This window comes from Bradyrhizobium sp. UNPA324 (assembly GCF_006658635.1).
Classification (GTDB): domain Bacteria; phylum Pseudomonadota; class Alphaproteobacteria; order Rhizobiales; family Xanthobacteraceae; genus Bradyrhizobium; species Bradyrhizobium nanningense.
The window spans coordinates 6,459,366-6,477,165 of record NZ_LFJD01000004.1; the positions used below are offsets into that span (position 1 = coordinate 6,459,366).

Annotated in this window: 19 protein-coding genes; 10 read left to right on the forward strand and 9 right to left on the reverse strand. The window is 66.1% G+C overall.

Annotation, left to right across the window (positions count from 1 at the left end):
- Positions 1 to 7: 7 nt before the first annotated feature.
- Both UNPA324_RS31015 and UNPA324_RS31020 read right to left on the reverse strand, forming a co-directional pair.
- Entirely contained in the window at positions 8 to 292 is a 285-nt protein-coding gene (locus tag UNPA324_RS31015) for a hypothetical protein (RefSeq protein ID WP_128918691.1), read from the reverse strand.
- A 75-nt stretch (positions 293 to 367) separates the two neighbouring features.
- Complete coding sequence (locus tag UNPA324_RS31020) at positions 368 to 787, reverse strand: hypothetical protein (RefSeq protein WP_245471843.1); 420 nt, start codon at positions 785 to 787, stop codon at positions 368 to 370.
- Between the two features lie 175 nt (positions 788 to 962).
- On the opposite strand from UNPA324_RS31020, the gene UNPA324_RS31025 reads away from it, so the two are divergent.
- Positions 963 to 2,228, forward strand: coding sequence for an MFS transporter (locus tag UNPA324_RS31025; RefSeq protein WP_141937733.1), 1,266 nt, complete (start codon positions 963 to 965; stop codon positions 2,226 to 2,228).
- Here the strand turns inward: UNPA324_RS31025 and UNPA324_RS31030 are convergent.
- Both UNPA324_RS31030 and UNPA324_RS31035 read right to left on the reverse strand, forming a co-directional pair.
- Entirely contained in the window at positions 2,225 to 2,632 is a 408-nt protein-coding gene (locus tag UNPA324_RS31030; protein ID WP_141937736.1) for a DUF4864 domain-containing protein, read from the reverse strand. The two genes, UNPA324_RS31025 and UNPA324_RS31030, sit on opposite strands and share 4 nt — an antisense overlap.
- Positions 2,633 to 2,698: 66 nt before the next feature.
- Positions 2,699 to 3,352 (reverse strand): TetR/AcrR family transcriptional regulator, encoded by a 654-nt coding sequence (locus tag UNPA324_RS31035; RefSeq protein WP_141937739.1) that lies wholly within the window; start codon positions 3,350 to 3,352, stop codon positions 2,699 to 2,701.
- 252 nt (positions 3,353 to 3,604) lie between these two features.
- On the opposite strand from UNPA324_RS31035, the gene UNPA324_RS31040 reads away from it, so the two are divergent.
- From UNPA324_RS31040 to UNPA324_RS31050, 3 genes are read left to right on the forward strand one after another with little or no spacing between them, the layout of a single operon-like run.
- Positions 3,605 to 4,102: a (2Fe-2S)-binding protein gene (locus UNPA324_RS31040; protein WP_128918686.1), complete on the forward strand. Its 498-nt coding sequence runs from the start codon at positions 3,605 to 3,607 to the stop codon at positions 4,100 to 4,102.
- Positions 4,099 to 5,154: an FAD binding domain-containing protein gene (locus UNPA324_RS31045; RefSeq protein WP_141937742.1), complete on the forward strand. Its 1,056-nt coding sequence runs from the start codon at positions 4,099 to 4,101 to the stop codon at positions 5,152 to 5,154. The genes UNPA324_RS31040 and UNPA324_RS31045 overlap by 4 nt, the downstream gene beginning before the upstream one ends.
- Complete coding sequence (locus UNPA324_RS31050; protein WP_141937745.1) at positions 5,147 to 7,408, forward strand: xanthine dehydrogenase family protein molybdopterin-binding subunit; 2,262 nt, start codon at positions 5,147 to 5,149, stop codon at positions 7,406 to 7,408. Before UNPA324_RS31045 ends, UNPA324_RS31050 begins: the two co-directional genes overlap by 8 nt.
- 38 nt (positions 7,409 to 7,446) lie before the next feature.
- On the opposite strand, the gene UNPA324_RS31055 is transcribed toward UNPA324_RS31050, so the two are convergent.
- From UNPA324_RS31055 to UNPA324_RS31060, 3 genes are all read right to left on the reverse strand, one after another.
- Positions 7,447 to 8,970 carry a lysozyme inhibitor LprI family protein gene (locus tag UNPA324_RS31055; RefSeq protein WP_141937747.1) on the reverse strand — a complete coding sequence of 508 codons (1,524 nt, stop codon included), beginning with the start codon at positions 8,968 to 8,970 and terminating at the stop codon, positions 7,447 to 7,449.
- A 93-nt stretch (positions 8,971 to 9,063) separates the two neighbouring features.
- The gene (locus UNPA324_RS35425; protein WP_164936155.1) at positions 9,064 to 9,222 is read right to left on the reverse strand and encodes a hypothetical protein; all 159 of its coding nucleotides are present in this window, start codon (positions 9,220 to 9,222) and stop codon (positions 9,064 to 9,066) included.
- A 183-nt stretch (positions 9,223 to 9,405) separates the two neighbouring features.
- Positions 9,406 to 9,954, reverse strand: a complete 549-nt coding sequence (locus UNPA324_RS31060; RefSeq protein ID WP_018646206.1) for a cupin domain-containing protein — start codon at positions 9,952 to 9,954, stop codon at positions 9,406 to 9,408.
- A gap of 149 nt (positions 9,955 to 10,103) precedes the next feature.
- Here UNPA324_RS31060 and aptA point away from each other — a divergent pair, with 149 nt between their 5' ends.
- Together aptA and UNPA324_RS31070 are read left to right on the forward strand one after the other, a co-directional pair.
- Positions 10,104 to 11,432 carry an omega-aminotransferase AptA gene (aptA, locus tag UNPA324_RS31065; RefSeq protein WP_181769579.1) on the forward strand — a complete coding sequence of 443 codons (1,329 nt, stop codon included), beginning with the start codon at positions 10,104 to 10,106 and terminating at the stop codon, positions 11,430 to 11,432.
- Positions 11,433 to 11,502: 70 nt separating this feature from the next.
- A complete protein-coding gene (locus UNPA324_RS31070; protein WP_141937750.1) occupies positions 11,503 to 12,768 on the forward strand; it encodes a D-amino acid dehydrogenase in 1,266 nt (421 codons plus the stop codon).
- A gap of 319 nt (positions 12,769 to 13,087) precedes the next feature.
- Here UNPA324_RS31070 and UNPA324_RS31075 read toward each other — a convergent pair whose 3' ends face one another.
- A complete protein-coding gene (locus UNPA324_RS31075; RefSeq protein WP_181769580.1) occupies positions 13,088 to 13,729 on the reverse strand; it encodes a helix-turn-helix domain-containing protein in 642 nt (213 codons plus the stop codon).
- A gap of 178 nt (positions 13,730 to 13,907) precedes the next feature.
- On the opposite strand from UNPA324_RS31075, the gene UNPA324_RS31080 reads away from it, so the two are divergent.
- The 4 genes from UNPA324_RS31080 to UNPA324_RS31095 are packed head-to-tail and all read left to right on the forward strand — an operon-like array spanning position 13,908 to position 17,375.
- Entirely contained in the window at positions 13,908 to 14,666 is a 759-nt protein-coding gene (locus tag UNPA324_RS31080) for an ABC transporter substrate-binding protein (RefSeq protein WP_141937755.1), read from the forward strand.
- A 31-nt stretch (positions 14,667 to 14,697) separates the two neighbouring features.
- Positions 14,698 to 15,351, forward strand: coding sequence for an amino acid ABC transporter permease (locus UNPA324_RS31085; protein ID WP_141937757.1), 654 nt, complete (start codon positions 14,698 to 14,700; stop codon positions 15,349 to 15,351).
- A complete protein-coding gene (locus UNPA324_RS31090; RefSeq protein WP_141937759.1) occupies positions 15,348 to 16,079 on the forward strand; it encodes an amino acid ABC transporter ATP-binding protein in 732 nt (243 codons plus the stop codon). Before UNPA324_RS31085 ends, UNPA324_RS31090 begins: the two co-directional genes overlap by 4 nt.
- A gap of 12 nt (positions 16,080 to 16,091) precedes the next feature.
- A complete protein-coding gene (locus tag UNPA324_RS31095) occupies positions 16,092 to 17,375 on the forward strand; it encodes an NAD(P)/FAD-dependent oxidoreductase (RefSeq protein WP_128918676.1) in 1,284 nt (427 codons plus the stop codon).
- Positions 17,376 to 17,431: 56 nt separating this feature from the next.
- Here UNPA324_RS31095 and UNPA324_RS35430 read toward each other — a convergent pair whose 3' ends face one another.
- Complete coding sequence (locus tag UNPA324_RS35430; RefSeq protein ID WP_164936152.1) at positions 17,432 to 17,656, reverse strand: hypothetical protein; 225 nt, start codon at positions 17,654 to 17,656, stop codon at positions 17,432 to 17,434.
- Positions 17,657 to 17,800: the final 144 nt, after the last annotated feature.

Sequence of the window (17,800 nt, forward strand, 5' to 3'; positions counted from 1 at the left end):
CGCGCTCCTACCGGTCTTGCTTGGGTTGCGGCGTGACGGCGCCGTTGCGCTCGCGCCATGGCGCCGGCGTCGCTGGCCGCAGGCTGCTGTAAGGCGCGACAGTCGATCGATAGCCGACAGGCGCGATTTTTGCCGATGGATCGGCAGGATCGGCACCCGCGACGTGCGTGGTTGCCGGCACGCAGCCGGACAGCGCCAGCGCAAGTGCGGCCAGCAGCGGCCAATGGAATCGAAAGTGTCGCGCATCGACCGCGAATATTGCGGCGGACTCGGCCCCGGAAAGCGTCAGCATGATTCATCCCTGATCTGAAAGACCACAGGTCCGCGCGCGCAAAAGCGCGCAACAGCCCGAAATCGTCGGGTCAGATCAGGCGATGGGAGGGCGGTAGTGCAGGGGGGCCGCCGCGCTGCCCAGGCTGGCCACGATCTCGGGCGCGCAGGCGGAGACGGGCAGAAGCGGCTTGGCGACGCTGGGAAGATCGGCCGGCAACGCGCTCACGCACATCATCGCGCAGCAGGGGCCGACTGTTCCCTTGCCGCCGTGATGATGCGACGCCGGTGCATCCTGCGCGGCGGTGTGGTGATGGGCGTGGGTTCCCGCATGGTCATGTGATGCGCCGTCATGCACGTGGCCGGCCGGCATCCGGTGATGTAGCGGCATGGCATCCGCCAGCACGGCCTCGTCAAGACACGGCGCTGGGCCGCTGCCCCATGCGAGGCTTGCGGCTGGCGCGAGCACGCAGAACAGATAGGCGAGGGCAACGAGGCGCCCCACCCTGATCCGCATCGATCGTGTCAATCGCAGCAACATTCCGCCGACATGCTCTTCGCGCGGCGATGGTGCACACGCTGATTGCAAATTAGTGGCAAATCACGCATTCGCCAAGCACCTTCTTACCGCAGTGCACCGCGCATGCCCAATATCGCGCCACAATGCTTGACCATGCGACGATCCGCGGGTCATGGTCCGCGCCGTGCACGCACCAAATCATCCAGGACAAACACCGGCCTCCTTCACGCCTGATTCGCGTCAGGCCTGGGTGCGCCTCGTTCTTGCGCTTGTGATCGGCTCGATCGGTGCCGTCGGCATGTGGGCGGTCGTGGTCGTGATTCCCGTGGTGCAGGCCGAATTCGGTGCGACGCGCGGCGCCGTGTCGCTGGCCTTCACGCTGATGATGTTCGGTTTCGGGCTCGGCGGCGTGATCGCCGGCAAGATCACCGACCGGTTCGGCATCGTGCTCGCGATGGCGATCAGCATTGCCTTTCTCGGCATCGCCAATGTGCTCGCGGGGCTGTCTAGTCAGCTCTGGCAGTTCGTCGCCGCCTACTTCCTGATCGGCCTCGGCACCTCCGCGACCTTCGCGCCGCTGATGGCGGAAGCCTCGCATTGGTTCGAGCGCTATCGCGGCCTTGCCGTGACCATCGTCGCCAGCGGCAATTACGTCGCCGGAACGATGTGGCCGCCGATCGTGAGTTGGGGCACGCAGACGATCGGCTGGCGCTACACCCATATCGGCATCGGCATCATCTGCGCGAGCACGATGGCGCTTCTGGTCCTCGTCCTGCGCGCGCAGATGGGCGACGACCATGTCCGCGATCATGCCAACGCGCCGCCGCCCCGCGTCGATCTCAAGCTGTCGACCAACACGCTGACCGTGCTGCTCTCGATCGCCAGCATCTCCTGCTGCGTCGCCATGGCGATGCCGCAGGTGCATATCGTCGCCTATTGCGGCGATCTCGGCTACGGCGTGGCGCGCGGCGCCGAGATGCTGTCCTTGATGATGGGCTGCGGCATCATCAGCCGGATCGGCTCCGGCTATCTCGCCGACAAGATCGGCGGCATCCGCACGTTGCTGGTCGGGTCGCTGGCGCAGGGATTTGCGCTGGTGTTCTATCTATTCTTCGACAGCCTCGCCTCGCTCTATCTCATCTCCGCGATGTTCGGCCTGTTCCAGGGCGGCATCGTGCCGAGCTACGCCATCATCGTCCGCGAGGCGATGCCGGCGAGCGAGGCGGCGACCCGCGTCGGCATCGTGATCTTCGCCTCCGTGGTCGGCATGTCCTTCGGCGGCTGGGTGTCGGGCGTGATCTTCGATGCCACCGGCTCCTACGGCGCGGCGTTCGCGAACGGCGTGGCCTGGAACGCGCTCAACATCAGCATCGTCGTGCTGCTGCTGATCCGCTCGCGGATGAGCGCGGCCAAGGTGGGACCGGGTTTCGCGATCTAGACCGCCTGTCCCGCCTTCAGCAGCGAGCAGCCGGTGATCTTGTAGCTTCCGTCCGCCTGCTGCTCGAGCGTGTAGAGCGCTTCCCACGCTTCGCCATTGGCATCGACGATGTGGGCGCGCTGGGCAATCCAGCCGCCCTCGATCTTGCTCTCGCCAAACTCGAAACTGTTGTGGCGGTACACCGGCGCGTAGCCGTTCCGCACCATCGCCATGAAGATGTCGGGCGCGGGGAAGATCTCCTTGATCGCCGGTGCGGCATGGGAATAGGCCGCGGCCGCATCGTCACGCGCAAACGCCTGCTCCTGGGCGCGGATGACGCCCTGCGCCGCGGCAACATCGTCGGCGAGGGCTGCGGCGGAGCTGAAGACAATGCTGATAGCAACGAGCAAGGCGGCAATGCGCATGGCAGGCTCCGCGTTGAAATCCCGGCGATGCTGATTCTAGCATGACCTCAGGGAAATACGGGCGCGCTATCGCTTGCGTTTCATCGCGGGTTTCGCGCCCCTTGCGGCTCGCGCCTTGCTGGTCCCCGTCTCGGCCTTGCCCGCCGGCTGCACGCGCAGGCCATCGACGAACACGTCGAGGAGCCGCAGCGCGGTTGACTGCCAGCGGGGCTGGTCGTGGATGTAGCACATGCCGAAGAACGCGCGCAGCAAGTCCTCGGGACTGATATCGGGGCGCAACTCGCCGGCCGAGACTGCGCGGTCGAGCAGCGAGCCGATCGCCTTGGTCAGGCGATCGAACGAGAAGGCGTGCAGCTCGGACCCGCTCTGCACCGCAAGCGCCAGGGCTGCCATCATCCCCTTCTTGGTGGCGACGAATTCGACACCTGAGCGCAGCCAGCGGCGGAGCGCATCGACCGGATCCTTGGAATTCTTCAACTGCTCGGCCAGCTCGCTGAGCTGCTCGACCTCGCGGCGGTACACCGCCTCGAATAGATCCTCGCGCGTCGGAAAATGCCGATACAGCGTGCCGATGCCGACGCCGGCCCGTTTGGCGACGGCCTCCAGGCTCGCTTCGGGGCCGCCGGCGCTGAACACGGCTTTCGCCGCCTCGAGCACGCGCTCGCGATTGCGCACGGCATCGGCACGGGGCTTTCGGGTCTGGTCGCTGTGGTCGTCCATATCAGGCAATCTAGATCACGAATTGGTTAGATTGAACCCTCGTCGGACCCTTGGCTAGCTGCATGGCGTTGGTGGCGCAGGGGCTTTTGACGAATTCCAATATTTTTCCACCGGCCCTTGTTAAACGGAGGGTGCCTCCGTATCTTCGCTTGGCTATTGGCCCGGCGTCTGCCTGGCCGGCGCATGTCGACAGCGGCCACGGCGGTGGCGCGCTGCGCGATGACTCATGTCCAAATCTGATCGGAGCCTTGTATGAACCACTCCATCAGCCTCACCGTGAACGGTGCGCGGCGCGACTTCGTCCTCGACGATCCGCGCGTCACGCTGCTCGATCTCCTGCGTGAGCGCCTCCATCTCACCGGCACCAAGAAGGGATGCGATCGCGGCCAGTGCGGCGCCTGCACCATTCTGGTCGACGGCAAGCGCATCAATTCCTGTCTCGCGCTCGCCATCAGCCATGACGGGGCCGACATCCTCACCATCGAGGGTGTCGCGCGCGGCGACCAGCTTCACCCGGTGCAGGCCGCCTTCATCGCCCATGACGGATTCCAGTGCGGCTTCTGCACGCCAGGCCAGATCATGAGCGCGATCGGCATGATGCAGGAAGCGCAGGCCGGTAACGACCCCGAGCGCATCCGCGAATGCATGAGCGGCAATCTGTGCCGCTGCGGCGCCTACGCCGGCATCGTCGATGCCGTGCTCGATGCGCAAGGACAGATGGACGAATCCAACCAGAGGCGCTCGGCATGAAATCGTTCGATTATTTCAGGCCGGGCACGGTCGCAGAGGCCGTCGCCGCCGCGGCCCAGCCCGGCGCCGCCTATCTCGCCGCCGGCACCAATCTGCTCGATCTGATGAAGGGCGGCGTCAGCCGTCCGGACCGTCTCGTCGACGTCACCCATCTCGACGGGCTCGACGCAATCGAGACTCTCGCCGACGGTTCGTTGCGCATCGGAGCGCTGGTGAGCAATGCCGATCTCGCGCATGACCCGGCCTTTGCAAAGTCCTATCCGGCCGTCGCCGAGGCGCTCCTCTCCGGGGCTTCCGCGCAGTTGCGCAATGCCGCGACCGTCGGCGGCAATCTGCTGCAACGAACGCGCTGTGCGTATTTCTACGACACCGCCAGCCGCTGCAACAAGCGCGAGGCCGGCAGCGGCTGCGATGCCCGCGACGGCGAGAACCGCACCCACGCGGTGCTCGGCTGGAGCGAGAATTGCATCGCCACGCATCCGTCCGACTTCTGCGTGCCGCTGGTCGCGCTCGATGCCATGGTCGAGATCGAGGGCAAGGGCGGCCGTCGCGAGATCGCGCTCGACGAGCTGCATCGTCTGCCCGGCAACAGGCCCGCGCGCGAGTCCGTGCTCGAGCCCGGCGACCTCATCGTTGCGGTGCGCCTGCCGCCGGCGGCGCGCGCGTTCGCGGCGCATGCGCGCTACCTCAAGGTCCGTGAGCGCACCTCCTACGCCTTCGCCGTGGTGTCCGCCGCAGCTGCATTGCGGATCGAGGGCGGCAAGATCACGGAAGCCCGCCTCGCGCTCGGCGGCGTTGCCGCAAAGCCCTGGCGGGCCCGTGCCGCGGAAGACGTGCTCAGGAGCGTCGCGCCCACGGCGGACGTCTTCCAGGAGGCCGCCTGGCGTGCGCTGACCGACGCAAAGCCCTCCGGCGACAATGCCTTCAAGATCGAGCTCGCGCGCCGCATCGTCGTGCGCGCGCTGACCCTCGCCGCCGCCGGTACGCCCGCGCGCCTGCCGGCGCTGCCGGCGTCTCCCTTTGCCTCGACGTCCGGAGCCATTCATGCCTGAGCTCAACCTCACCAGCGCACCCGCCCATCTGCGGCATGGCTCGAATATCGGCCAGCCGCTGACCCGCCGCGACGGCGTCCTTAAGGTCACGGGGCAGGCGACCTATGCCGCCGACAATCATCCGCCCGGCATGCTGTTCGCGGTGATCGCCGCTTCCAGCATCGCGCGCGGCCGCGTGACCTTCCTCGATGTCGCCGCCGCCAAGCGTCATCCTGGCGTCGTCGACGTCATGACGCCGGAGCACAAGCCCCCGCTCGCGATCGATCCGGAGATCAAGACCAATCCGTTCGTGTTCCGGATGGAAGCGTTGCAGAGCAACGAAGTCCGCTACGCCAACCAGCCCATCGCGGTCGTGATCGCGGAAACGCTGGAGGCGGCGACGGAAGGCGCGGTGCTGCTGGCGCCGCGCTACGAGACGCTGCCTCCGCTGGTCGGGCTCGACGCCGGCGAGAGTTTCGTGCCGCCCGTTGTCGGCGTCGGCAATCCCAGCGAAAATCACCGCGGTGACGTTGAAGCGGACCTTGCCTCGGCCGAGAAGCGGATCGAGGCGACTTACCAGACGCCGCCGCAATATCACAACGCGATGGAGCCGCACGGGGTCGTCGCAAGCTGGGACGGCGACAGGCTGTCGGTGGACATGCCGACCCAAGGTCTGAAGCTATCGCTCGCGCGCATCGCTGAGCTGTTCGGCATCGCGCACGACAAGATCCACATCCGCAGTCCCTTCCTCGGCGGCGGCTTCGGCTCGAAGGGGCTGATGGGCGGCCCGCCGGTCCTCGGCATCATGGCGGCCAGGCTGGTGGGCAGGCCGGTCAAGCTGGTGCTGCGTCGTGAGCAGATGTATGGCCCGGTCGGCCATCGCGCCCCCACGCGCCAGCGCCTGCGCCTCGGCGCCGACGGCGAGGGACGTCTGACCGCGCTCGATCACCATGCGCGGACGGTGTCGAGCACGTTCGACGATTTTTACGAGCCCGCGGCCGATGCCTCGCATACGCTCTATACGGCACCCGCCATCCGCACCTCGCATGACGCCGTGCGCGTCAACACCGGGACGCCGCTGTTCATGCGCGCGCCCGGCGAGGCGACCGGCTCGATTGCGCTGGAGAGCGCGATCGACGAAATGGCCTGGGCTTGCGGAATGGATCCGCTGGCTTTCCGTCTGAAGAACTATGCCGAGCGCGAGCCGATCAGCGGCAAGCCGTTCTCTTCGAAGGCGCTGCGTGCCTGTTACGAGCAGGGCGCCGCGCGCTTCGGCTGGGCGAAACGTTCGCTGCAGCCGCGGCAGATGCGCGACGATGCCGGCCTCCTGGTCGGCTGGGGCATGGGCACTGCGACCTTCCCGGCGCTGATGTTCCAGGCGGAAGCGCGCGCGGCGATCCGGCGCGACGGCTCAGGCGTGATGGAGACCGGTGCGCACGACATGGGGCAGGGCGCCTGGACGGCGCTGGCCCAGATCGCGGCCGATGCCGTCGGCCTCGATATCGCGCGCGTCGAATTCAAGGCGGGGACGTCCGATCTGCCCGATGCCGGCATCGCCGGCGGCTCCGCGCATACGGCCACGGCCGGTGCTGCGATCCACAGCGCCGGCGCGGCCGTGATCGCAAAGCTGGCCGATCTCGCCACCGGAGACGAGCGCTCGCCGCTGTTCGGCGCCGGCAATGCCGGCGTGATCGCGCGCGAGGGAAGGCTGGTCAGACGCGACGATGAAAGCCGCAGTGAGAGCTACGCCGAGATCCTCGCGCGCGCCGGCGTCGCGGAGGTCGAGGCCCGCGGGACCGGCGCGCCAAATCCTGCCGCGATGGAGGAATATGCCATGCATGCCCATGGCGCGGTGTTCGCGGAGGTGAAGGTCGATCCCGAGCTCGGTCAGGTGCGTGTCAGCCGCATGGTCGGGGCCTTTGCCGCCGGACGTATCGTCAATCCGCGGATGGTGCAGAGCCAGCTGTTCGGCGGCATGATCTGGGGCCTGTCCTTTGCGCTGCACGAGGAGGCGATTACCGATCGCCGTACCGGGCGGATCATGAACGCCAATCTCGGCGAGTACCACGTCCCCGTGAATGCCGACGTGCCGCCGCTCGACGTGATCACGGTCGAGGAGCACGACCCGCACGTCAACGCGCTCGGTATCAAGGGCGTCGGCGAAATCGGCATCACCGGCAGCGCCGGCGCTGTCGCCAACGCGGTCTGGCATGCGACCGGCGTGCGGGTCCGCAGATTCCCGATCCGGATCGAGGAGTTGCTGACGCAGCTTTGAGGAACCGCGCGGCACCGGGCGCGCCGTGCCCGGTGCCGTCAGCGGATCGAGCCGGAGAAATTGTCGATGTCGGGCGAGGGACGCGCCGGAAACAGCCGTGCGGTCGAGGAATTGTCGAGCCTTCGCTTGCACTTCGCCTCGTCGTCGTCGTCCTTGCCGCTGCGCTTCTTCGCGAATGAATCGTCGAGACGGTTGACGACCAGCATGGCGTGGTCGCGCTCCAGCGTGTCCGGGTTCTTGCGCTGTCCGTCGGCGCGGAACGTGCCGCCGACCATCTTGCCGGTCATGTCGTAGTCGCAGCCGGCCTTCCAGTCGCCCTGCTCCCATTTCCAGCCATGCGCGATCAGCCGGCCATCCTTGTCAACGGTGACCTTCAGAATCGCGTTGTAGGCGAGCCAGATGCCGGCGAGGCCTGCGCGCTTGTCGTCGAAGCCTTCCAGCAGCGCGATCCGCTCGCGCTGCAGGGCATCGACGTGATCCCGTGCGTCGGCCGTGAAGTGCATCTGCGCGGTCCGCTTGTTCCAGGCGGGATGGAGAAATTCCGGGAATTCCTCGGTCTGTGTGCGCACCCAGTTGCGCTGGTCCTCCGTCAGTGCGCGCCGCGTCGGATCGTCGAGCCGCGGCAGCAGCGCCTTCCAGGCGCGGTTCAATCGCTGATCGTTCTCGGCGAGATCCGGGTCGGCGCAGATTTCCTCGTCCGTCGCCGTCTCCGGACGCGTACAGTCGAAGGTCGGCGCGGCGAACGAGGTCTCGGTCTTGTCGGCCACATCGGAGCTGCCGCTCGCGAAATAAGTGCCGGTGATCTGCGAGGGATCATCGCACTCGTCGCGATCCCCGATCGTATCGTCGCCATCGATCATGACGACACGAAGCGTCTCGCCTTGGCGACGGAGCTTGATCGTCGCGGGTTTCGCTGGCCTGGCACGCTCCTGGCTTGCCGATGCGCTGTTCGAGGGCCCGGCATCCGGCGGCTGGATCGACCCGCTGAGCCAGCTGCCGCCCTTTGTCACCGTCGTGCTGAGCCTGCATTGCCGATGCTTGTCACTGCCGTAATAGGCATTCATTTCGACCGTGATGCGCCGCGCGCCGTTCGCATCCGGTGAGATGGTGAGCTTTCCGAATGCGTTGGTCCACTTGCCGGAGAGCCCGCCACGGCCGAAGCCGCCGGCAATCTCGTCGAGCGCGTCCTTGCGCTGGCGCAGCGTCGCGACGAAATTGTCGCTGAGCTCGGCCTCATTGACCTCCTGCACGGTGTCGGCGGCTTGCGAGATCATCTCGTTGAACCAGGCCTCGTCGCGCTTGAGGAGTGGCCGGATATTTGCGGGCGTCCTGGCGAGCGCCGCGTCGAACGATCTGTCGATCGCGGCGACGAGCTTGTCGTAGCCCTTTTCCTTGCAGGCGGCTGGCTTGATCCCGCTACCGTTGCCGTCGGCCTCGCCGCATAGCGTGATCTTCACCGGCGCAGCGCTGGCGGCGCGGAGGTAATCGTCCATGGCATGGCAGGTGACGGGAGCGAGCAGGACCGTCGCGGTGATGAGCGCGAGGCGGTAGGGGGCGAACATTGGCGGCCCTTGGCTGGATCAAGATCGTGGCTGCCGGTTGGTCGTCCGCCGCGACTCCAAGGTTCAGGAGCGCTCGGGCGAGGCCTGGTCCCATTAATTCAGCTTCCTGCGGCGGTCCTTCACCGCCTCTCTTTGCAGCTCGATGTATTTGGCGATCGCCTTGCGCAGCTCGCGCGAAAGAAGCTTGTCGGCATCGCGCAAGGCCAGTTCGGGTACGGCTTCGGCTTCCGCATTGGCGGGGGTAGTCTTCATGCGTGGGCTCCGTCTACGAAGCGGCCCCGGCGAGCCTAGGAGCCCGGGGCCATAACCTCAGCACCTTTGCGCCAGGCTGCTCGGCTACGTTTGGCAATATAGAGCGGTGGGGTCCGGCGAAAATTGAGATGGCTCAAGCCTGGCAGGATAAAAGCCGGTTCCTTCCGATGCGGCGGACCGTAGTCAGAACGTCGGCGGTGTGCAGGCCGAGATCACTTCGCACGGCTTGCCGCCGACGCAGCGGAAGCGGTGCGGGCGGCGGCTCTCGAAATAATAGGCATCGCCCGGATTGAGGATGCGGCGTTCGTCCTCGACGGTGACTTCGAGCTTGCCCGAGATCACGATGCCGCCTTCCTCGCCGTCGTGGACGAGGTGGACGCGGCCGGTGTCGCTGCCGGGCTCGTAACGCTCTTTGAGGATCTGCAGGCTGCGGCCGAACAGATTGTCGCCGACCTGCCGATAGGAGATCGGCTTCTTGCCGACCTCGGTCAGCTCCTCGGCGCGGTAGAAGATCTTGCGCCGGCTTTCCGGCTCCAGCGCGAAGAACTCGGCGAGCCCCATCGGGATGCCGTCGAGGATGCGCTTGAGCGCGCCGACCGACGGGTTCATCTGGTTGGATTCGATCAGCGAGATCGTCGAATTGGTGACCCCCGCGCGCTTGGCCAGTTCGCGCTGCGACAGCTTGTGGCGCGCCCGGATGAATCGCAGCCGTCCGCCGATGTCGACGCTCATAGCCCAGGTCCCCTGTTGCAGGTGTTGCGGATCGCGCAAATATGGACCGACAGCCCCAGTCAAATCAATGGGTTGCGGCCGAGCAGAAAAGGACTTGTTGCGCATTCCAAGCCGTGCCTCTGCTATGGGGTCAGCAAAGGAGCGCGGCCGTGACCCTTCATCAGATTCCGAACACTATCAAGACCGACTCGTTCTGGATGCCGTTCACGGCCAACCGGCAGTTCAAGAAGGCGCCGCGCCTGTTCTCCTCGGCCGAGGGCATGCACTACACCACCGTCGACGGCCGCAAGGTGATCGACGGCTCCGCCGGCCTCTGGTGCGTCAATGCCGGTCACGGCCGCAAGCAGATTGCGGCTGCGGTCGAGCGCCAACTGATGACGCTGGACTTCGCGCCGTCGTTCCAGATGGGTCATCCGCTGGCGTTCGACTTCGCCGAGCGGCTCGCCGAGATCGCGCCGAAGGGTCTCGACCGCGTCTTCTTCACCAATTCCGGCTCCGAGTCGGTCGACACCGCGCTGAAGATCGCGCTCGCCTATCACCGCGCCACCGGACAGGCGAGCCGCACCCGGCTGATCGGTCGCGAGCGCGGCTATCACGGCGTCGGCTTCGGCGGCACCTCGGTCGGCGGCATGGTCGCCAACCGGCGCGCCTTCACGACGCTGCTGCCCGGCGTCGACCACATCCGCCACACCCACGATCTCACCCGCAACGCCTTCGCCAAGGATCAGCCGGAGCATGGCGCCGAGCTCGCCGACGATCTCGAGCGTCTGGTTGGCTTGCATGGCGCCGAGACCATCGCCGCCGTCATCGTCGAGCCTGTGCCGGGCTCGACCGCGGTGCTGCCGCCGCCGAAGGGCTATCTGCAGCGCCTGCGCGAGATCTGCGACAAGCACGGCATCCTGCTGATCTTCGACGAGGTCATCACCGGCTTCGGCCGCCTGGGCACGCCGTTCGCCGCCAATTTCTTCGGCGTCACGCCGGACCTGATGACGACGGCCAAGGGCATCACCAACGGCACGATTCCCTGCGGCGCGGTGTTCGCGAGCCGCAAGGTGCACGACGGGCTGATGGTCGGTCCCGAGAACCAGATGGAGCTGTTCCACGGCTACACCTATTCGGCGCATCCGACCGCCTGCGCCGCCGGCATCGCGACGCTCGACATCTACAAGGACGAGGGGCTGCTGACGCGCGGCGCGTCGATCGCTGAATATTGGCGCGATGCGCTGCATTCGCTCAAAGGTCTGCCCAACGTCGTCGACATCCGCAATTGCGGCCTGATGGGCGCGGTCGAGCTGGCACCGCGTGGCGGCGCCGTCGGCGCGCGCGGCTATGACGTCATGGTCGACTGCTTCAACACCGGCCTTTACCTGCGCATGAGCGGCGACTCTTTCGCGATGTCGCCTCCGCTCATCGTCGAGAAGAGCCATATCGACCAGATGGTCTCGATCCTCGGTGACGCCATCAACAAGGTGGCCTGATAATTGCTCTCGCCGTTGCGAGTAGTGTCCTTGCAGCGGCGAGCGTGATGCCGCGGGAGTTTGACCAAGCGTGAAAGTTCTGATCCTCGGCAGCGGTGTCATCGGCGTCACCTCTGCCTACTACCTCGCCCGTGCCGGCCACGAGGTGACGGTCGTCGACCGTCAGCCCGAACCGGCGCTGGAGACCTCTTTCGCCAATGCCGGCGAAGTCTCGCCCGGCTATTCCTCGCCCTGGGCCGGCCCCGGCGTGCCGGTGAAGGCGGTCAAGTGGCTGTTGATGAAGCACGGCCCATTGGTGGTCCGGCCGAAGCTCGATCCTGTCATGTGGGTCTGGCTGCTCAAGATGCTGCGTAACTGCACCAGCGCGCGCTACGCGGTCAACAAGAGCCGGATGATTCCGATCGCGGAGTATAGCCGCGATTCCTTGCGCGATCTGCGCCGCGACATCGGCATCCAGTATGACGAACGCTCGCAAGGCACACTGCAGCTGTTCCGCTACCAGGCGCAGCTCGACGGCACGGGCGAAGACATCGCCGTGCTCAAGCAGTATGGCGTGCCCTTCGAGGTGCTGAGCCGCGAGGGCTGCATCGCGGTCGAGCCGGCGCTATCAGGTGTGAAGGAGAAGTTCGTCGGCGGGCTTCGCCTGCCGCAGGACGAGACCGGCGACTGCCACATGTTCACGCAGGCGCTGGCCAAGCACGCGCAAGCGCTCGGCGTGCGCTTCATGTTCAACACCTCGATCGACCGCATCGTCACCGACGGCGCGCGTGTCAGCGGCGTTGCGACCGGCGCCGGCCTGTTGCAGGCCGACGCCTACGTGCTCGCGCTCGGCAGTTGGTCGTCGCGCCTCATGGCTCCGCTCGGGATCTCGCTGCCGGTCTATCCGGTGAAGGGCTATTCGATCACGGTGCCGATCAAGGACACGTCCGGCGCGCCGGAATCGACCGTGATGGACGAGACCTACAAGGTCGCGATCACGCGATTGGGCAACCGCATCCGCGTCGGCGGCACCGCGGAAATCTCCGGCTATTCGGACAAGCTCTACGATGCGCGCCGCGCAACGCTGGATCACTCGCTCACCGATCTGTTCCCGCGCGGCGGCGATCTCACTAAAGCGACATTCTGGAGCGGCCTGCGTCCGATGACGCCGGACGGCCCGCCGGTGATCGGCCCGACGCACTACGCCAATCTGCATCTCAACACCGGCCACGGTACGCTCGGCTGGACCATGTCCTGCGGCTCGGGCCGCGTGCTCGCCGACATGCTGTCGGGCAAGAAGCCGGACATCGATGTGAGTGCGTTGACGGTGGAGCGGTACAAGCACCGGTTCGGGTAAGACTCTCTCAGCTCGTCATTGCGAGCGTAGCGACGCAATCCAGCCTCCTTCCGCGGAGACCAGTCTGGATTGCTTCGTCGCAAGGGCTCCTCGCAATGACGATGTGGACGTGATGTGCGTCCAAATCTATCACCGTCACCCTGAGGTGGCCGCTTCTTCAGCGGCCCTCGAAGGGCGACGGCCCGGCCGCATCGGGGCCGTGCATCCTTCGAGGCTCCCGGCGCGATGCTATTGCATCGCGCTACTCGCGCCTCCAGCGACAATGGCTTCGCCATTGCGCGGGGATGACGGGTTGAGAGGGAGTCCGCGGAGCGGAAGCTTACGCCCCCGTCACGCAATTCACCCACAGCACCACGGCCTTCGCATCTCGCGCCGGATTTGAAAACCGGTGCGGCCGTCGGCTGGCAAAGCGGAAGCTGTCGCCGGTCTTCAGCGACCAGGTCTCGCTGTCCACCGTCAGCATCATCTCGCCGTCGAGCACGAGGCCGGCCTCTTCGCCGTCATGGGTGTAGAGCTCGTCGCCGGTGGAGCCGCCGGGCTCCAGATGCACCAGGAAGAGGTTGAGCTTGTTGTCGGCGCTCGCCGGGCTCAGCAGCTGCTTGGACACGCCGGTGCGCCACAGCTTCAGTTCGGGGCGTTGCAGCCCGCGCGTCACCACCTGGTCGGAGGTGCCGTCGGCACTCGGACTTGCGCCGAACAGTGCGGCGATGCCGACGCCGAGCACGTCGGCGAGCGTGGCCAGCACGCGCAGCGAGGGCGAGGACAGGCCGCGCTCGATCTGGCTGAGGAAGCCGATCGATAGATCGGTGCGCGCCGCGACCGTTTCCAGCGAGAATTGCCTGATACGCCGGAGATCCCGGATGCGGCGGCCGACCGCGACGTCCATCGCAGGTTCCGCCGGTTTGGTGACGGCTTTGGGCTTCACCCGCTTCGCCGGCTTTGCAACGGCCGGTTTGCGCATTCTTTTGCCACCGCTCACGTCAAACCGCTTCCTTCATGTGCATGAAAACCGCTTGCATCGTCCGCGAAAGTGTGACCAAATTTTCATATTGGTGAAAATAGGCCGAAACGGCGTGGCCCGCAACGTCTGATCACGACATGCGCGAGCGCCGCCATCGGCCAGACCCAAAGGGGATGAGATGAAGCGTATTGTTCAGGCCGCGATGGCGGCACTCGCGATTGCAGTACTCATGCCGGCCTCGGCGCAACAGGTGCTCAAGGTCGGCTCGACCCCGACGGGCATTCCCTTCACCTTCCTCGACACCAAGACCAACAGCATCCAGGGCATCATGGTCGACCTCATCACCGAGGTCGGCAAGGATGCCGGCTTCAACATGCAGATCGAGCCGATGCAGTTCTCGGCCCTGATCCCGTCGCTGACCTCGAGCAAGATCGACATCATAGCCGCCGCGATGTTCATCACGCCGCCGCGCAAGGAGGTCGTCGACTTCTCCGATCCGATCTACAGCTATGGCGAAGGCCTCGTCGTGCCGAAGAGTGATACCAAGGCCTATGCCACCCAGGAGGATCTGAAGGGCGAGACGGTCGGCGCGCAAGTCGGCACCGCCTTCGTCGACGCACTGAAGAAGACCGGCCTGTTTGCCGACGTGAAAGCCTACGACACTATTCCGGACATCCTGCGCGACGTGAACACCGGTCGCCTCAAGGCCGGCTACGCCGATTATCCGATCCTCGCCTACAATCTGAAGCAGGGCGGCTTCCCGGAGGTGCGCCTCGTCGAGGGCTACAAGCCCGTCACCATCGGCTCGGTCGGCATCGGCGTACGCAAGGGCGAGACCGCGCTGCTCGGCAAGATCAACGCCTCGCTGGCGAAGCTGAAGTCCAACGGCACCATCGACAAAATTCTGAATAAGTGGGGCCTGAAGGCCCAGGGCTGATCGACAACGACGGATCGATGAAGGCTGGCCGATGAAAGGCTTCTGGCACGACGCCGCCGAGTTTTTCCCGATCCTGATGAACGGCGTCGCGCTGACGATCGTCGTCACCATCGGCTCGCTGCTGCTCTCGACGGTGCTCGGCCTCGTCTGGGCGATGATGCGGGTCTCCGGCATCAAGGCGCTGTCGATGCTCAGCGCCAGCCTGATCAACGTGATCCGCGGCATCCCGATTATCGTGCTGTTGTTTTATCTCTACTTCGTGATGCCCGATCTCGGTGTTACGCTCAGCGCGCTGCAGGCCGCCATCCTCGGGCTCGGCATCGCCTATTCAGCCTACCAGGCGGAAAACTTCCGCGCCGGCATCGAGGCGATCGACAAGGGTCAAGTCGAGGCGGCGCAGTCGATCGGCATGGGCTGGTGGCTCACCATGCGCCGCGTGGTGCTGCCCCAGGCGGTGCGCATCGTGCTGCCGCCCTACGGCAACGTCATGATCATGATGCTGAAGGACTCTTCGCAGGCCTCGACCATCACGGTGGCCGAACTTGCGCTGCAGGGCAAGCTGATTGCGTCCTCGACCTTCAAGAACACCAGCGTGTTCACGCTGGTGGCGCTGATGTATCTCACCATGAGCATTCCGCTGATCCTGCTGGTCCGTCACTTCGAGAAGCGGGCCGGGAAGCGATGATCGAGCTGAACGACGTCCACAAGAGCTTTGGCAAGGTCGAGGTGCTCAAGGGCATCTCGGCGACCGTCGAGAAGGGCGAGGTGGTCTGCATCGTCGGTCCCTCCGGCTCCGGCAAGTCCACCATCCTGCGCTGCATCAACGGGCTGGAAAGCTACGATCGCGGCGAGATCAGCGTCGAGGGCCTCAAGGTCGACCGCGACGCGCCGTCGATCGTGAACATCCGCACCCAGGTCTCGATGGTGTTCCAGCGCTTCAACCTGTTCCCGCATCGCACGGCGCTGGAGAACGTGATCGAAGGACCGCTCTACGTGAAGAAGGAGCCGCGTGCCCAGGCGTTCGAGCGTGGCCGCGCGCTACTCGCCCAGGTCGGCCTCGCCGAGAAGGCCGATGCGCACCCGCCGCAGCTCTCCGGCGGCCAGCAGCAGCGCGTCGCGATCGCGCGGGCGCTGGCGATGCAGCCCAAGGCGATCCTGTTCGACGAGCCGACCTCGGCGCTCGACCCCGAGCTCGTCGGTGACGTGCTCGGCGTGATGCGCAAGCTCGCCGACGACGGCATGACCATGGTCGTCGTCACCCACGAGATGGGCTTTGCCCGCGACGTCGCCGACCGCGTGCTGTTCATCGACGGCGGCGTCATTGTCGAGCAGGGACCCGCCAAGGCGCTGCTCAACCAACCGCAGCACCCGCGCACGCAGGATTTTTTGCGGCGCGTATTGCATCCGCTCTGACCGGTCTTCGCCATGACGCGCCTGCCTCTGCCGCCCTCGCTCTACGCCGACACCGCCGTCGCGCCGGTCGCCACGCCGCCGCTCGACGTCGACAAGAATGTCTCCGTCGCCATCGTCGGCGGAGGCTACACCGGCCTCTCCACCGCGCTGCATCTGGCGGAGCAGGGCGTCGAGGCTCTGGTTTTGGAGGCGCAGGAGCCGGGTTGGGGCGCGTCCGGCAACAATGGCGGCCACACCAATCCGGGCCTGAAGCACGATCCTGATCAGATCGAGGCCGATTTCGGCGCCGAGCTCGGCCGCCGCATGATCGAGTTCGCCTACGGCACGACCAACTTCACCCATGATCTGATCCGCCGCTACCAGATCCCGTGCGAGGCACGGCAGAACGGCACGCTGCGCGCGGCCTATCATGAGGCCAGCGCTGCCGCGATCGAGGCGACCGCGCGGCAATGCATCCGCCGCGGCATGCCGGTGACCTATCTCAACCGCGAGCAGCTTCGCGAGATGACCGGCACCGACCGCTACGTCGGCGCCATGCTTGATGCGCGCGGCGGCGATCTGCATCCGCTCAGCTACGCCCGCGGCCTCGCGCGGGCCGCGATCTCGGCGGGCGCGAAGGTGCATGGCGAGACGCCGGCGCTGTCGCTCCGTCGCGACGGCAACCGCTGGCGCATCGAGACGCCGCGGGCGGTGGTGCATGCCGACAAGGTCCTGCTCGCCACCAACGGTTTCTCCGACGATCTCTGGCCGGCGCTCCGCCGCACCATCGTGCCGGTGTTCTCCTCGATCGCCGCGACCGCGCCGCTCTCCGACGCGGTTGCCGGCTCGATCATGCCGACGCGTCCGGTGCTCTACGAGAGCGGTCACATCACCGTCTATTATCGTATCGACCAGCACAATTGTCTCCTGATGGGCGGCCGCGGGCCGATGCGCTGGATCAAGTCGCCGTACGACGTCGCTTATCTCATTCGCTATGCCGAGCGGCTATGGCCGCAGCTGAAAGGCGTTTCCTGGACTCACGGCTGGAACAGCCGGCTCGCCATCACCGCGGATCACTACCCGCATGTGCATGAGCCCGCCGAGGGCGTGCTGATCTCGCTTGGCTGCAATGGCCGCGGCGTTGCGCTCGCGACCGCGATGGGCGCTCAACTCGCGCGACGGCTGATCGGCGGCGCCAGGGCGGAGATCGACATGCCCATCACCGGCATCAAGCCGATCCCGATGCACGCGTTCTGGCCGGTGGGTGTGACGAGCGCCGTCATCGCGGGCCGGGTGCGGGACCGGCTCGGCATTTGAAGAAGGCGCCGCCCCGGTGATGAGCAGCGCCTTGCATCATTGGCGGATATAGGATGTCAGCAGCGGCCCTGCTTCCACAGGCCGGGCGGGCAGCCGTGACCGCGCCAGCCGACCTTGCGTCCGCGCGACCATCCCGGCGGCGTGCCAAGGTGATGATAACCCATCGAATGACCATAACCAAAACCATGGCCGCCGCCATGGCCGCCCTTGGCCAGAGCTGGGCCTGTCAACGTGAAGCCGGCCGCGATGATCAGCGACGCGGCGAGCGCAAGTTTCTTCATCAATTCCTCCACTGGGGTGAGCGCATTTGTCCGTTTAACGAACGAACTGTGCGCAGCTAAGTTCCCTGCGAATGTGGAGGAGTCGTGATGCTCGCCTGGATGCGTAATCGCGCGAGCGCTCAACGAACGCGGGCAGAATCGCGC